The following is a 15,480-nucleotide window of genomic DNA, read 5'->3' on the forward strand; positions in this document are numbered from 1 at the left end:
CGGCGTTCCTTAGCTATCAGGGCAGCGCAACAAGCTGCAGGATTTCCGATATCACATCATCGGCGGATTTCGCGCTGCCTTGCGCCTCGAAGCTTAGGGTGATGCGATGTCGGAATACGTCATGGGCGATGGCGCGTACGTCGGCTGGGTCTACATAATCACGCTGGTTCATCCAGGCATGGGCGCGTCCACATTTGTCCAGTGCCAGCGAAGCGCGCGGGCTAGCGCCGATGTCTATCCAACTGGCCAATTCCTCGCTCAGCGCACCGGGGGTCCGTGTGGCTTGCACCAGATCGGCCATATAACGGTCCATCGCATCAGAAACGTGGATCTGCCCGATCTCGGCGCGTGCGGCAAATACGGCGTCCTGCGGGATCGTCGGCGGCGCATCCTTGGCCCCGCCTTGGCCTGCGGCAATCTCTTCTCCGCGTACTAGTCGGATTACTTCAACTTCGTCTTCGACCGGGGGGTAAGTGATTTGGACATGCATCAGGAACCGGTCCATCTGCGCTTCCGGCAAGGGGTAGGTACCCTCTTGTTCGATCGGGTTCTGCGTTGCCATCACGATGAACAACGGTTCCATTTTATGTGTGGAACCTGAGATGGTTACCTGCCGCTCTTCCATTGCCTCAAGCAGCGCTGCCTGAACCTTGGCGGGTGCGCGGTTGATCTCGTCCGCAAGAACGATATTGGCAAAGATCGGGCCAGGCTCGAACCGGAAGGTTCCGCCATCGTCGGTTTGCTGAAAGACCTCGGTGCCAGTGACGTCCGAGGGCAAAAGGTCGGGCGTGAACTGGATGCGGCTGAAACTGGCGTCCAGATTACGGGCCATCGCCTTTACCGCGCGGGTTTTGGCCAAACCGGGCAGTCCTTCGATCAGCAAATTGCCGTTGGCCAACATCCCGATCAACAAGCGGTCGATTACGTCTGTTTGTCCGATGATGGATTGCCCCATGCGGGCCTTGAGATCATTTATCTGATTAAGTGCATTCATTTAGCGGGTCCAATCGGCGTCCACATTCGGCGTTAGCAACGTGGTTGTTCAAAAAAGGCTGAGAGCAGAAAATCTGTCGTGACGCCCGTATGTTAGCAATGTTCATTCAGACGATCTACCACGAAATCCGCGCGGCTAATCGGCGCAAGTCCTGTTTCAGTTCATCTTGGATCGGCCCGAAATTAGGAATGTCCCGCAGCGTGTCCAACCAGTGCGAGGGTGGGTTCCGGCCTGCCGACCGGTTCCAGGTCAACGCACGTAGAATTGCTTGGGTGTCTATGTCTAGCCTATCGGGAATATCGAACTCGTTCAGAGTGGCCCACACTCCGGTCCACAAACGCCCGACGGACCACGGATTGTAGCCGCCGCCGCCCAGAACCAGAAATCGCGGCGCGAGTTCTTTCAGCGCGGAGACCGCTTTCCAGTGCGAAGAGTTGGACAAGGTCAAACGAGACAGGGGATCTTCGGCCACTGCATCTGCACCGCATTGCAGGACAACAGCCTGTGGCGAAAAGGCCTGAGTCGCGGGCAGGATCAACTGGTCGAGGATTGCTGCAAACTCATCATCATTCAGATTTCTGGCCACTGGCAAATTGAACGCAGCATCACCAGCATCGTCCTCAAGGCGTCCGGTAAATGGCCAGCGTCGGGTTTCATGGACCGAGATTATGCGAACCTTGTCCGAGCCTTGGAACGCGCCCTCGACCCCGTCGCAGTGATGCGCGTCGATATCCACATAGACGATCCGGTTCAAACCCATTTGCAGCAGCGTCTGGATAGCCAGAACAGGGTCATTTAAATAGCAATACCCATTGGCGCGATCGGGCAGACCGTGATGTGTGCCACCGGCAGGGTTGTAGACGATGCCTCCGTCGCGGATCAGTTCAGCACCCAACATGGAACCTCCGGCTGCAGTGGCGGGGCGGCGGTACATCTCGGGGAAGACGGGATTGGACAAGGTACCAAGCGCATAGGTTGAGCGGACATCGTCAGAAACAGACTGCTCAGTCTCGGCCGTTTGCAGTGCGTCTATATAGTCGGGTGTATGAAACCGGTGCAGAGCACTGGGTTTCGCGCATGGGCTGACACGATAGTTGCTCGCATCCAACCAATTCAGCGCGGAGCACAAGTCAATTACGGTGGAAACACGCGGAATGGCCAAAGGGTGTTTTGAGCCATAGGTGGAATGGCGGTAGATTTCTGATCCTATGAAGATGGGGCTGTTCACAGGCTAGTTGGCCTTTGCCGGTGGCGTGTCATCGCCGAGACGACCGTCAAGCGACATCAGGATCGCCACAGGGCGCAGTGCGGGTATGTGGCTGAAGATGATCAGAATGCAGACGGTCAAGGGCACGCTAAGGAACGCTCCGATCAGCCCCCAGACGGTGGTCCAGAAGGTCAGCGCCAGGATCACCAGAAACGTGGACATATTCAGCGATCTGCCCAACATGGCAGGGTCTAGAAAGTTGCCGATCATGAACTGGATCGTGCCGCAACCCAGTACGATGATCAGAAACGGTCCGATCGTTTCGAACTGCACCAAAGCAATCATCGCCGGGAAAATCACGGCGATGATCGAGCCGATCGATGGGATGAAGTTCAGTGCAAAAGTCAGCACGGCCCATGTCTCTGCATATTCCAGTCCAAGCACCTTGAAGACGCTATAGCTGATACCCGCCGTGACAAGGCTGATAAATGTTTTGACGCCGACATAGCGCTGCAGGCTATAGGTGATGGCGTCCAGAATGGCCGTGAATTCGGCCCCGGTCTCAGGGCTGCCAGCGGCCAGCCGGATTTTTTTGCGAAAGGCCAGGCGTTCGGCCATCAGGAAGGCGACATACAGGCTGATCAGAAAGAACTGGTTCAACAGCGATGTCGCACTGCTGAGCAGCACGCGGGCGACATAGGACATATCTATGCTGACCAGGTTGTCACGGATGAAAGTTGTGACATCATTCCCAACCAGCCCCGTGACGCGGTGCACGGCACCGTCGAACTGGTTCTCATAGGTGCTGATGGAGCGGGCGAACTGTGTAGCCTGACTGCCCAGAATGTACATGATCATGAACAAACCGGCCAATACCACCGTGACAGCGGCGATGTTGGCCAGCCAGATGGGAACGCGTGTCAGGGCAATCACACGATCACTGAGGGCGATGATCAGAACGTTGATCAATAGCGCCATCGTCAGTGGGATCAAAAAGGCTGACCCGGCGTAGAGGCCCAGCACGATCAGCGTAGCAACGATGGTCGTGTCACGCACGACCGACAGTTTCAACCGTGGGCCGCTTGTGTTCTGATCAGGTTCCAAAGTCATCGCTCAGCCCGCCTGTGATACCGCGTGGTACGTTAAACCGATAGGTGGTCGGTCTGAAAGACGATCCTGCATGGCCGGGCGGGATTTTGCAATGTGAGCAAATGTTTGGCTGGGATAATTTACGTTCCAGCCCGGATTTGCCGTTTCAGAGGAATAGCCCCGCGGGTTAGGCTTTGCCAATGAGCGCTCAAGTGATTCTCTCCTTAAGCCGGCCTATCAAGGCGCTGCGGCTTGCCATAGTTCGGTTCAGCAACAAAAACGGCTTTGTCATGAGCAGCCATGTCGCCATGTCGCTGATGCTGGCGCTGTTTCCCTTTGTGCTGTTTACCGTGGCTTTGGCCGGGTCATTGTCGCAAGGCTATGTCACCGACGAATTGATCGAGCTTGTATTCGGAGCCTGGCCCAAAGACGTGGCGGGCCCGATCGTTTCCGAGTTGCGAGCGGTTTTACAGGAATCCGGCTCTGGTGTGATTACCCTTGGTGGTCTTTTGGCGATCTTTTTTGCCTCGAATGGTGTGATGGCGGTACGTGCCGCGATGAACCAAGCCTATCACGACCGGGACGTCTGGCCGTTCTGGAAAACCCGACTGCTGTGCTTAGGGCTAGTGATTGTCGGTGGTGTAGCCATTCTGGGCATCGCCGCGGTCGAGGTTGTCTTGCCTGTCTATACTCAATTGGTCAGCGAAAAGACGGATGTGGACCTGTCGGACTGGTTGTCAATCGAACGCCTTCGCTGGACCTTCACAGTTGCGGTTCCGGCAGGCACCGTTCTTTTGGCACATCTGATCCTGCCAACGCGGCGGCACAAGATCATGCAAATTCTTCCCGGAGTTATTCTGACACTGGCTCTTTGGGCGGCAGGTGGGTGGGGGTTTTCGATCTACATTGCCCAATTTGCGACTTACAGCGCCACATATGCGGGTCTGGCCGGTGTCATGGCGGCGTTGATCTTTCTTTACCTGTGCGCGGCCATTTTGATTTTTGGCGCCGAATACAATGGTGCTCTGATGGATATGCAAAACGATCACGGACAGGGGGCAGCATGAAGTCTTTGGTTCTGGCATTCGGGCTGCTAATGCCCGTGGTTGCTTTGGGTCAGCCCGCGGCCTATGTCGGGTCTGATCAGTGTGTCGAGTGCCACAAGGATGAGGCGGCAGAATGGTCCTCATCCCACCATGCGCTGGCCTGGACCGAGGTAGGGAAAGGGGCCGTTGTCGCTGATTTTAACCGTACACAGTTCGAACATGACGGTATGTCGGTGGAGTTCTCGGACAAGGACGGAACGCTGAGCGCGGCAGTCTCTGAAAAAGACGGGGTCACCACCGAGTATGATGTACATTCTGTCGTCGGGATCGAGCCGTTGCAGCAGTACCTGTTTGAAACCGAACCGGGGCGTTTACAAAGCTTTGACGTGGTCTGGGATACGGAACGCAAGGAGTGGTTTCACCTCTATCCCGATCAGGACTTACCGCCGGATGACGGTTTGCATTGGACGGGCCCTTACAAGAATTGGAACAGCCGCTGCGCCGAGTGCCACGCCACAGGGTTTGAAAAGAACTATTCCGCTGAAACCCGATCCTATGCGTCGCAACAGGTTGAAATCGGCGTGGGGTGTGAGGCCTGTCATGGTCCGGGATCCGCGCATATCGATTGGGTGAATGGTCGGGACATTTCCGAAGACCTGGGACCAGCAGGATTTCTGATGAATTGGGGCAAGGGACACACCGAGGCGGAAATCCAGCAATGTGCCGGGTGCCATTCCCGGCGCGAGGCGCATGGCGATGGCAACCCTATGCCCGGCACGCCCTATCACGACGCCTATAACTTGGCCCTGCTGCGCCCCGGATCGTACCACCCGGACGGGCAGATATTGGATGAGGTGTATGTCTACGGTTCGTTCCTGCAATCCAAGATGTACGCGCAAGGCGTTGGGTGCATGAACTGCCATGAACCCCACAGCGCTGAACTGAAAGCGGAAGGAAACGGTGTTTGCACTCAGTGTCATTCTCCGGCAGGGAACCCGGACTTTCCGACGCTTACAGCAAAAGAATACGATACGCCCGCGCATCATCATCATCCTGAAAACAGTGACGGCGCGCAGTGCAAAAGCTGCCATATGATCGAAAGGGTTTATATGGGCATCGATGGGCGCCGCGATCACAGCTTCCGCATCCCACGGCCTGATCTGGGGCTGGGCGTCGATGCCTGTACCGACTGTCATGAAGATCGGGATCAGGGCTGGGCGGCCAATCAGATCGAAGGGTGGTTCCCGGATGCCGCTCATCGTGGCCCGCATTTTGGGACGGTCTTCAAAGCTGCTGCTGAAGGCAGGTTAGACACGCCCGAAGGTTTGCTGGCCGTTGCGATGGACCCATCCAATGCCGGAATCGTGCGGGCAACAGCGGCCTACTTGCTGCAACCCTTCGCTTCCCCGGACTTGGCCGCGGCGACTGCGTCATTGCTGCAAGACGACGACCCCCTTATCCGCGCCAATGCAGCTGCTCTGCAGCGTCAGGCCAACCCAGTTGAGCAGGTGCAGCGTTTGGAGCCTTTGTTGTCAGACCCGTTGCGCAATGTACGTATTGCTGCCGCGAAAGAGTTCCTGACGATACCACCGCAAGCTCTGTCACCTCAGCAACAATCGCTGGCCGGGCAGGGCATGTCAGAGTGGCAGCAGGCGATCGCGAACCGATTGGATTTCCCGGAAACCCATCTTGTTCTGGGAGGTATGGCTTTGACACTGCGCAACGCGCCAGCAGCCGAGCAGGCGTTTCGCGAAGTCGTAACTTTGGACCCGCAAAGGGGCGAAGCGTGGCCCATGTTGGTGCAACTGGCGCATATCAATCGCGGTCCCGACGCCGCGCGCGCAGTGCTGCGTGAGGCGCTGCGCCTGCTACCAAACGACCCGAACCTGCAACAATTGTCGCAACAGCTTGGTCCCTGATCCGGCACATCCCCGCCCGAATTGCTCCATTTTCACGGCAAAATTTCACGTTACGGACGGGATGAGTGTGCTGTTCAGAGGTGAATCATGTCTAAAAATGCGAAAAAGCGACCAACAGTGGGTGTCAGTTCGGTTTCACTTGCGCAACGCATAGAAGAGCTGCGCGGACGCGCACCGGTATACGTGTCACATGGGGAAGCTTTGATGTTGCAGGGCATGGCAAACGCCTCTTTCCGTGCGCAGTGCCTGACCGAAGATCGTATTCGTCTCGAGGATTAATCTCCGCCGCGAAACCCTGTTGCCACAACAAATTTTTCGGAACTGTCCGAGCGTGAAGCAGGAGGTTTCACGTTGGCGACTTTCTGGAATTTCTGCTTCAACAGCTTTTGCAAATCGCCCTCGGCGCCTCCTGCCAGAACCTTGGCTACGAAAGTGCCACCTTCTTCCAACACATCAAACGCAAAGTAAGCCGCCGTTTCGCACAGGGCCATGATGCGCAAATGGTCTGTCTGTTTGTGGCCCGAAGACGCAGCGGCCATGTCTGACATCACAACGTCGGCCTTGCCGCCAAGCCATTCTTTGACTTTTACGTCGGCGTCGTCTTCCATGAAATCCAGAACATGGGCGGTTGCTCCAGCAACGGGTTCGACCTCTTGCAGGTCGACGCCCAAAACGGTCCCGATCCGTTTACCGCTTTTCTCGCCCAGCGCGTTTACGCGTTTGACCGCGACTTGCAGCCAGCCTCCGGGTGCACAGCCCAAATCCACGACGCGCGCACCCGGTACGAGAAACCTGAATTTATCGTCCAGTTCCAGTATCTTAAAAGCCGCGCGCCCGCGATACCCTTCGGCCTGAGCGCGTTTGACATACGGGTCGTTCAACTGTCGTTCAAGCCACCGGGTCGAGCTGAGCTTGCGCCCGCGCGCGGTTTTAACCTTGACCTTCAGGTCGCGCTGCCCGCGGCCCGAGTTGTTTTTACCAGTCGGTGTCTTCGCCATCAGAACGGTCCGTCTTCTAATACTCCGTCCGCGCTCATCTGTGCATAAAGCAGACCCTCGCGCAGCCCACGATCCGCCACGGAAAGGCGATCAGTGGGCCAACAGCGTAGCAATGCCTGCAAAATGGCCGAGCCGGACATGATCAGGGCCTGCCTGTCGTCCCCAATCCGAGGATCCCGGCGTCGCCCGTGAGGGCCGAGTTCTAAATACCCGCGTATGACTTTGTCAATCTGATCGCTGGTCATGCGCAGACCGTCCACTTTGGTCCGGTCATAGCGCTTGAGCCCCAGATGCGAGGCCGCGACGGTTGTCACCGTGCCGCTCGTTCCAACGATCTGAAACCCTTCGCGGGTTTGTTCGTCTTTGTAGGGTGCAAAATCGGCCAGATTTTCTTCAAAAAACCAGCTCATAAGGGCGAAGCGGGCGGCGTCATCTTCCACGTCGTGGAATTGGTCGCGCAACGTGGCCACGCCAAGGGGAACACTGATCCAATCCACGACTTTTGCCGCAGGAAAAGGGCTGTCGGCAGTGTGAAACCCGTTGTGCAAGCGCATGATTGCAGCCGGGCGATCACGGCGCGGAACGGACGAGATGTCGATCCATACCAGTTCGGTCGAACCGCCACCGATGTCGACGACCAACAGTTGTTCGGTCTTCGTCGAAACCAGCGGCGCGCAGGAGATCACCGCCAGACGCGCTTCTTCCTCGGGCTGGATAATTTCCAAGGTAAGCCCGGTCTCGCGCTTTACCTGCCGGATGAACTCACGCGAATTCTTGGCGCGACGGCACGCTTCTGTTGCAATCAAACGCATGCGTTTGACCTTGTTGCGCTTCAGCTTTTGCTGACAGATCCGAAGTGCTTGCACGGTACGCGACATAGACGCCCGCGACAGCCGTCCGGTGCGTTCCAAACCCGAGCCTAGTTGCACGGATTTGGAGAAGCTGTCGACCACATGGAACCCGCTCCCCTTGGGTTGGGCAATCAACATGCGGCAACTATTTGTTCCCAGATCCAGCGCCGCATAGAGCGCATCTGGATCGGGTCTTGCCGGCGCGGGGCTTTCAACCGCCTTTGGGAACGCGCCCGCACCTTTGGGACGCTTGGGCGTCATTCGTCACGCCCTCCGATTTTCGAGTTAATTTGACCCTAGGCGGGGGATCGCCGACGCGCAAGCAAATTCAATTTTGAAATTAACGTGAGTGTCACACAGCGTTCATACTGGAATGCGATCCCCACGCGGGATCCCCGATACGGGATTCTCTACCAGCTTTCAGCCAGATACGGAGATTGCCATGAAAGACGAACGCACCCTTTCCTTCGATGAATATGATGAGGTCGTAAACCCACGTCCTGAAGAATGTGAATTTGACCGAGTGGTCGAGCGCGCCTTGTCACGTCGCGGATTCCTGGGCGGTGTTCTTGCGATGGGCAGTTTCACAGCCGTTGGTGGTGCGCTGATTCCTTCGGGCGCACGTGCGGCAGCTGACCGGTTCTCGTTCGAGGCGATCCCTGTATCGACTGCAGACGACGTGATTGTACCTCCGGGCTACAAAGCCGAGGTTATGGTGCGTTGGGGCGACCCGTTGTGGTCTGACGCGCCCGAGTTCGATCACGCGACCCGTGGCACCGCTGCCAGCCAAGAGCGTGCATTTGGCGACAACACCGACGGTCAGGACGTGTTCTTCCATGATGGCCACGTGCTGCTGGTCGTAAACAACGAATATACCAACCGTGACATCCTTTGGGGCAACAACCCGGATGCTAAGGCGGCCTCGGACGACGATGTTGCCAAAGGTATGATGGCGCATGGCGTGACTGTGGTCGAGATTGCCAACACAGACGGTACATGGGGCATCGTCAAAGACAGCCCGTACAACCGTCGTATTACACCGCAGACCGATATGACGATTACCGGCCCTGCGGCTGCTCATGATTTGATGAAAACCGCCGCGGACTCGACAGGCACAACCTCGAAAGGGACCTGGAACAACTGCGGCAACGGTATGACGCCTTGGGGCACCTACCTGGCCTGTGAAGAAAACTTTAATGGCTACTTCTCGGCAGAAGACGAAAACCACGAGGTCAGTGCGGAGCTCAAACGCTATGGCGTATCGTCGAAAGATTGGGGCTATGGCTGGGCCAAGATCGATGATCGGTTCGACGTGTCGAAAAACCCCAACGAACCAAACCGTGCCGGCTATGTGGTCGAGATCGACCCGACCGATCCAACCTCGACCCCGCGCAAGCTGACCGCCCTGGGCCGTTTCAAGCACGAAAACGCCGAGTCGGTAGTGAACAATGACGGTCGTGTTGTTGTGTACATGGGCGACGATGAACGTGGCGAATTCCTGTATCGCTTTGTTTCGGATGGCGTTTACGCCGCAGGCGTTGACACCAATGCCTTGCTGGAAAACGGCACCTTGTCTGTTGCCAAGTTCAATGACGACGGCACTGGCGAATGGCTGAATCTGACGCCTGAGACAACTGGTTTGGCTTCGCAAGCTGAAATCAGCATCCACACCCGTCAGGCCGGTTCTGCCGTAGGCGCGACCACCATGGACCGCCCGGAGTGGGTTGCTGCTAACCCGAACGTGGCCGAGGTTTACTGCTGTCTGACCAACAACAAGAACCGAGGCGTCAAACCGAATGCCGGTGGTGATGACACCTCGGTCAACGGTCCGAACCCGCGTGAGGCCAACAACTACGGCCAGATCGTGCGCTGGCGTCCGGAAGGTGGTGATCATACCGCTTCGGGCTTTGCTTGGGATCTGTATGTGCTGGCGGGCAACCCCAGCGTGCATCAGGATGCCTACGGTGGGTCTGACAACGTTAATGCCGACAACATGTTCAACTCGCCCGACGGTCTGAAATTCGACAGCAATGGCTTGCTGTGGATCCAGACCGACGGCAACTATGGCAATGAAGGCGACTTCGAAGGGCAGGGCAACAACCAGATGCTGGCAGGTGACCCGGTCACCGGTGAAATCCGCCGTTTCCTTGTCGGCCCGAATGAGTGTGAGATCACCGGCCTCAGCTGGTCACCGGATCGCCGCACCATGTTCGTGGGCATCCAGCACCCAGGTGAGGATGGCAATAGTCACTGGCCCGAAGGCGGTGATGCAGTTCCACGTTCGGCGATCATCGCGGTTACTCGTGAAGATGGTGGTCTGGTCGGCTAAACCGCACTGACCTTTGAAATACCGCCCTGGACGGACAACTCCGTCCAGGGTTTTTGCGTTTTATGCAGCGCTTTCATAGTGACGTTGAGAATTATGATATGCGCGTCTGTGGTTTGTTTGTGTAAAAGCGCCCCTGGCTAGCTTTGGCAAAAAGGTCGCTGGAAAAGCGTCGTGTGTCGAAAACCGACCGACCAAAGCTAAGTTTGAAGTTTAGAACCGGCCCATCGGGTTAGGAGGAATCACAGCAATGCCTGACGTCACAATCGTGTATTGGCGCGACATTCCCGCTCAGGTCATCGTCGGCAAAGGCCGTCGTGGCGCAAAGCGGCAGTTGGAAGAACGGTTCGAGCAAGCCATCGACCGGGCTGCCATGAAGGTGAACGCCAAGGACAGTGATGCCTACCTGGCCGAATGGCGCAAAGCCGCACCCTTTGCAGTAGATGGCGATCCCGCCGAGATTGCCGAGACCGAGGCGGTGCGTCTGGAAACAGAATACGATCAGGACCGCATCAAAGCGCTGATCGCCAATGACGGTTGGGCATAAGCCCAGATTTTAAGGGAGGCCGAAATGGCTTTGCTGAACTTCAAAAAACGTGATGCGGTCGAAACCGGCCCTGTGAACCCAACCGTCGAAGCCTTTCTGCAAGGCTATTCGATCGAGGTGATGCCGCGTACCGCTGAAAAGGTCGACGATTTCCGCGCGCTGCTGCCCGAAGGCACGCGCGTCTATATCGCTCATATCGAGGGCACCCCGATTGAGGACATGGTCAAGACCGCCAAGCGCATCGCGGCCGAAGGCTATCCGGTGATGCCGCATTTCCCGGCGCGGATCATCAAAGACGCGGCGACTCTGGAAAACTGGATTTCGATGTATCAGGGCGAAGCGGGCGTTGATCAGGCGTTGCTGCTGGCCGGTGGCGTTGCCAACCCGCATGGTGATTTCGACAGCTCGATGCAATTGTTGGAGACTGGTCTGTTCGACAAGGCGGGCTTTAAGCGATTGCACGTTGCCGGTCACCCGGAAGGAAACAAGGATATCGACCCCGACGGTTCGACCAAGAATGTGGACGACGCGCTGCGTTGGAAGCAAAAGTTCTCGGAAACCACCGATGCGGAAATGGCTTTGGCGACACAGTTTGCCTTTGACGCCAAACCGATCATCGCATGGGCTGACAGCCTGAAAGAGGCGGGTATCGATCTGCCGATCCATATCGGTATCGCGGGTCCAGCCAAGCTGCAAACGCTGATCAAGTTTGCCATTGCGTGTGGCGTTGGCCCGTCGCTGAAAGTTCTGCAGAAACGCGCCATGGACGTGTCCAAGCTGCTGCTGCCGTATGAGCCGACCGACGTGATCACCGAATTGGCCGACCACAAAGCTGCCAACCCGGATTTCAACATCACCAACGTGCACTTCTTCCCGCTGGGTGGAATCAAGACCAACGCCAACTGGGCGATCAATAACGGCGGCGCTTCGGCAAAGCCTGTAAACTCCTAAGGAACGGACATGACCCGTACAGTCGTAGAATCAAAAACAAAAACCGCCGTTCTGGGCTTTGACGAACCGTTCTGTGTGATCGGTGAGCGGATCAACCCAACCGGCCGCAAGAAACTGGCGGCCGAGCTGGAAGCGGGCGATTTCTCGACCGTTGAGAAAGACGCGCTGGCGCAGGTGATGGCTGGTGCAACCGTTCTCGATATCAACGCAGGCGTTGTCTACAACTCGAACCCCAACCCAAACGAGACCGAGCCGCCGCTGATGCGCAAGATCGTCGAGCTGGTGCAGGGTCTGGTTGAAGTTCCGTTGTGCATCGACTCGTCGGTTCCGGGCGCTCTGGAAGCCGGCCTTGAGGCCGCAGAAGGCCGCCCGCTGCTGAACTCGGTCACTGGCGAAGAAGAGCGGCTGGAACTGGTTCTGCCGCTGGTCAAAAAGTACAACGTACCGGTTGTGGCGATCTCGAACGATGACACCGGTATCTCAGAAGATCCCGATGTCCGCTTTGACGTTGCCAAGAAAATCGTTGAGCGTGCTGCTGACTTCGGCATCCCGGCACATGACATCGTCGTAGACCCGCTGGTCATGCCGATTGGTGCGATGGCGACGGCCGGTCAACAAGTGTTTGCTCTGGTCCGTCGTTTGCGCGAAGAGCTGGGCGTGAACACCACCTGCGGTGCCTCGAACATCTCGTTTGGTCTGCCGAACCGTCACGGCATCAACAACGCTTTCCTGCCGATGGCAATGGGCGCTGGTATGACCTCGGCCATCATGAACCCGGTCGCGTTGCCGGTGACACAGAAAAAGATCGCCGAGAAGAAAGAAGCCGTAGCCGCAGCTGGCATCATTCTGCCTGAAGGCATGGATGACGAAGCTTTTGTACAGATGTTCGGTTTGGGTTCGACCAAGCCGCGCGCTGGTAAAGAGATGGAGGCCATTCGCGCCGCCAACCTGCTGACCAATAACGACCCGCATGGCGGCGAGTGGATCCGGTTCAACAAAGCGCCTGACGAAGCCGGTGCTGCAGGTGCGGCCGGTGGCCGTCGCGGTGGTGGCCGCCGCCGTCGCGCCTGAACGGATCTAATTTGACACCAAAGGCCGGGCCCAGTGCCCGGCCTTTTTGACTCTGATCAATGTCGATTGCGCAGAAGGTTTCACAATAGCTGGATCATTCGCACAAAGATCAGGTGGCACCATGAGCAAACATCATCCCCCGAAACTTTCGGATGCAGACCTGACTAAGCGTCTCAATAAGAAGGATTATTTTGATCAGCTGATCGATTTACAAGCCAAGCTTGCCAGAATTCAACAAGCGTATCTGTTTCATGGCCTCAAGGGTGTTTTGGTCTTTGAAGGATGGGATGCTGCAGGAAAAGGGGGAACTATTCGCCGGATCAGCCAAGCGCTGGACCCGCGCAGTTTCAAGGTTTGGCCCATCGGAGCCCCGCGAAACTACTACCTCAACCGGCACTATCTTTTGCGGTTTTGGGAACGATTACCGCCCGCGGGCGCGATCTCGGCTTTTGACCGCAGCTGGTACGGTCGCGTTCTGGTCGAACGGATTGAAAAACTGACGCCGGAAGAACGCTGGCGCGCTGCCTATCAGGAAATCAACGATTTCGAGAGGATGCTTGTTGATGACGGCACGCGGATCGTCAAACTGTTCTTTCATATCTCGCAGGATGAACAGATGCGCCGGTTTACCGAAAGGCTGACAAACCCTTTGAAGCGCTGGAAGCTGACCTATGAAGACTTCCGAAATCGTGAGAAATGGGATGTTGCCGAGGTCGCTGTGGACGAAATGCTGGCGCGTACCTCAACCGAGTTGGCCCCCTGGCACGTCATTCCTGCGAACAACAAGAAACATGCGCGTATCAAGGCGATGCAAGCCATTGTTGATGTGTTTTCTGATGGCGTTGACCTGAACCCGCAGCACTTGGACAAACGAACTTTGGAAGCCGCCGGAGAAGCGCTGGACGTTGACCAATCGTTGATCGACAGCCTGCGCGCCCGGACAGAGTGATAATTTACGCCTGATCTGTCCCGTGCCGGGTTGAACCTCTGTCCGCACTGGTGATATTCCACAGGACGCGGCGGGTATGATGTAATGGTAGCCTGTCAGCTTCCCAAGCTGAACGCGCGGGTTCGATTCCCGCTACCCGCTCCAAACCTCCGGAAAAATGTTCGCCTCGCTTATCCTGTCGCTGCCTGTAAGGACGCGCGGCATATCAGTCTTGTAGACAGTTCCACAGAACGACCGGGCGCGTTTGATTCGATCATGTGAATCAACTCCAGCGCTGCTTTTTGACCCATCTCGCGATGGGGGACGTGAACTGTCGTAAGGGCGGGGGAAACGATACGGGCCAGTTCGATGTCGTCAAACCCAGTGATCGAGACATCGTCAGGTACACGCAGCCCCATCTCTTGGGCTTGTCGCATGGCCCCTACGGCCAGAACGTCGTTGCCACAAAGAACCGCTGTAGGTGCGCGCGCGTGAGACATGAGGTCCCTGAAAGCCTCGGCCCCGTTTTCGATTTCATAAGTGGTTTCCGCAACGATCAGATCATCGGACGCCAGACCGTTTTCAGTCATCGCATCCTGGATACCTTCAATTCTCAGCCGAGCGCGATCGTTTCCCTTGCTAAAGCCCGAAATCGTTGCAAGACGTGTATGACCCAGTCCAATGACCTGCTGAGCCAGGGTTTTCATGGCTTGCCGGTTGTCGAATCCAACTGACGGCATGCGGTTGTTCGGACTGAACGACCAGGCAACCAAAGCTGGCACCTTTTGACGTTCCAGATAGTCATAAATTCGTTCATCGCGATCATGGCCAATCAGCAAAAGCGCATCCGCGCCACGGGCCACAAGGGTTCGGATCTGTTCTTGTTCGACTTCGGGTTTGTAGGCAGAGCTGGATACCAACAGCGTGTATCCGCGTTTGTGAATTTCCTCCTGAAAAGCTTGCAAACCCCTTGCAAAAATGGCGTTTTCCATCGTTGGAATGATTGCTCCGATCGTAAAAGAACGTTTCGCCGCCATTACACGCGCCGCAAAATTCGGGGTATATCCCAAAGCGTCGACCGCAGATAAAACACGCCTCCGCGTCGCTTCGACGACCTGCTGCGGATTGTTCAGGCACCGCGATACCGTGGCAGTTGAAACACCCGCAGCCTTGGCGACGTCATCCAACGTCGGAGCGGATCGATGTTTTGACATTTTCAAACTCATAGTTCCGTTTGCCCTAAGTTATGCGTTTTTTGCGGACTATGAAAGTGAGGATGTAAGCGCTTGCATTTATCATGTAAGCGCTTACAAATGAATTGGAGAGCCGATTCTGTAGGGAGCCCTGAAATGTTTGTTGCTGCATCAGCCGTCGTTTTTGCGATCTATTTCGCCAACGTCGCCTTGGGTGCCTATGCGAACAGTGCGTTTCTTGGGGACGTAGGAGAGATGTTGGTTCTGTTCGCGGCGTCGATCTTGTTCGTTGTCGCAATTCTGAAAAAGGAGGCTGACCGCGACGCAACAGACGGCAGCTGAACTTTTGCTTGGGAGGGC

The 15,480-nt window shown here is 56.6% G+C and carries 15 protein-coding genes and 1 tRNA gene; 10 read left to right on the top strand and 6 right to left on the bottom strand.

Going from position 1 to position 15,480, the window contains the following annotated elements; translation table 11 throughout:
• Nucleotides 1–16 precede the first annotated feature (16 nt).
• From GOV90_RS02150 to GOV90_RS02160, 3 genes are all read right to left on the bottom strand, one after another.
• Nucleotides 17–994, bottom strand: a complete 978-nt coding sequence (locus GOV90_RS02150) for a MoxR family ATPase (RefSeq protein WP_171105233.1) — start codon at nt 992–994, stop codon at nt 17–19.
• Between the two features lie 115 nt (nt 995–1,109).
• Nucleotides 1,110–2,222, bottom strand: a complete 1,113-nt coding sequence (locus GOV90_RS02155; RefSeq protein WP_171089912.1) for an acetoin utilization protein AcuC — start codon at nt 2,220–2,222, stop codon at nt 1,110–1,112.
• 3 nt (nt 2,223–2,225) lie between these two features.
• Entirely contained in the window at nt 2,226–3,311 is a 1,086-nt protein-coding gene (locus GOV90_RS02160) for an AI-2E family transporter (protein WP_171089914.1), read from the bottom strand.
• Nucleotides 3,312–3,490: 179 nt separating this feature from the next.
• Between GOV90_RS02160 and GOV90_RS02165 the strand changes: the two genes are divergently transcribed.
• From GOV90_RS02165 to GOV90_RS02175, 3 genes are all read left to right on the top strand, one after another.
• On the top strand, nt 3,491–4,357 hold the full coding sequence (locus GOV90_RS02165; RefSeq protein ID WP_171089915.1) for a YihY/virulence factor BrkB family protein: 867 nt from the start codon (nt 3,491–3,493) through the stop codon (nt 4,355–4,357).
• Nucleotides 4,354–6,255, top strand: a complete 1,902-nt coding sequence (locus GOV90_RS02170; RefSeq protein WP_171089918.1) for a multiheme c-type cytochrome — start codon at nt 4,354–4,356, stop codon at nt 6,253–6,255. Before GOV90_RS02165 ends, GOV90_RS02170 begins: the two co-directional genes overlap by 4 nt.
• Nucleotides 6,256–6,342: 87 nt before the next feature.
• Nucleotides 6,343–6,534: a hypothetical protein gene (locus GOV90_RS02175; protein WP_171089920.1), complete on the top strand. Its 192-nt coding sequence runs from the start codon at nt 6,343–6,345 to the stop codon at nt 6,532–6,534.
• Here the strand turns inward: GOV90_RS02175 and GOV90_RS02180 are convergent.
• Nucleotides 6,531–7,253 (bottom strand): RlmE family RNA methyltransferase, encoded by a 723-nt coding sequence (locus tag GOV90_RS02180; RefSeq protein ID WP_171089921.1) that lies wholly within the window; start codon nt 7,251–7,253, stop codon nt 6,531–6,533. The genes GOV90_RS02175 and GOV90_RS02180 overlap by 4 nt on opposite strands.
• A complete protein-coding gene (locus GOV90_RS02185) occupies nt 7,253–8,365 on the bottom strand; it encodes a Ppx/GppA phosphatase family protein (RefSeq protein ID WP_171089923.1) in 1,113 nt (370 codons plus the stop codon). Before GOV90_RS02185 ends, GOV90_RS02180 begins: the two co-directional genes overlap by 1 nt.
• A 181-nt stretch (nt 8,366–8,546) precedes the next feature.
• On the opposite strand from GOV90_RS02185, the gene GOV90_RS02190 reads away from it, so the two are divergent.
• The 6 genes from GOV90_RS02190 (at nt 8,547) to GOV90_RS02215 (ending at nt 14,092) form a co-directional block, all read left to right on the top strand.
• The gene (locus tag GOV90_RS02190; protein ID WP_171089925.1) at nt 8,547–10,433 is read left to right on the top strand and encodes a PhoX family phosphatase; all 1,887 of its coding nucleotides are present in this window, start codon (nt 8,547–8,549) and stop codon (nt 10,431–10,433) included.
• A 247-nt stretch (nt 10,434–10,680) separates the two neighbouring features.
• Nucleotides 10,681–10,977, top strand: coding sequence for a virulence factor (locus GOV90_RS02195; RefSeq protein ID WP_171089927.1), 297 nt, complete (start codon nt 10,681–10,683; stop codon nt 10,975–10,977).
• A 24-nt stretch (nt 10,978–11,001) separates the two neighbouring features.
• The gene (locus GOV90_RS02200) at nt 11,002–11,928 is read left to right on the top strand and encodes a methylenetetrahydrofolate reductase (RefSeq protein WP_171089930.1); all 927 of its coding nucleotides are present in this window, start codon (nt 11,002–11,004) and stop codon (nt 11,926–11,928) included.
• A gap of 9 nt (nt 11,929–11,937) precedes the next feature.
• A complete protein-coding gene (locus tag GOV90_RS02205) occupies nt 11,938–12,999 on the top strand; it encodes a methyltetrahydrofolate cobalamin methyltransferase (RefSeq protein WP_171089932.1) in 1,062 nt (353 codons plus the stop codon).
• A 121-nt stretch (nt 13,000–13,120) separates the two neighbouring features.
• Nucleotides 13,121–13,948, top strand: a complete 828-nt coding sequence (locus tag GOV90_RS02210; RefSeq protein WP_171089934.1) for a polyphosphate kinase 2 family protein — start codon at nt 13,121–13,123, stop codon at nt 13,946–13,948.
• Between the two features lie 70 nt (nt 13,949–14,018).
• A tRNA-Gly gene (locus tag GOV90_RS02215) sits at nt 14,019–14,092 on the top strand.
• Between the two features lie 26 nt (nt 14,093–14,118).
• On the opposite strand, the gene GOV90_RS02220 is transcribed toward GOV90_RS02215, so the two are convergent.
• Nucleotides 14,119–15,141 (bottom strand): LacI family DNA-binding transcriptional regulator, encoded by a 1,023-nt coding sequence (locus GOV90_RS02220; protein ID WP_171089936.1) that lies wholly within the window; start codon nt 15,139–15,141, stop codon nt 14,119–14,121.
• 135 nt (nt 15,142–15,276) lie between these two features.
• On the opposite strand from GOV90_RS02220, the gene GOV90_RS02225 reads away from it, so the two are divergent.
• Nucleotides 15,277–15,462 (top strand): hypothetical protein, encoded by a 186-nt coding sequence (locus GOV90_RS02225; protein ID WP_050602530.1) that lies wholly within the window; start codon nt 15,277–15,279, stop codon nt 15,460–15,462.
• The last annotated feature ends 18 nt before the right edge of the window (nt 15,463–15,480 follow it).

Source organism: Ruegeria sp. HKCCA5929 (assembly GCF_013034525.1).
GTDB lineage: Bacteria > Pseudomonadota > Alphaproteobacteria > Rhodobacterales > Rhodobacteraceae > Ruegeria.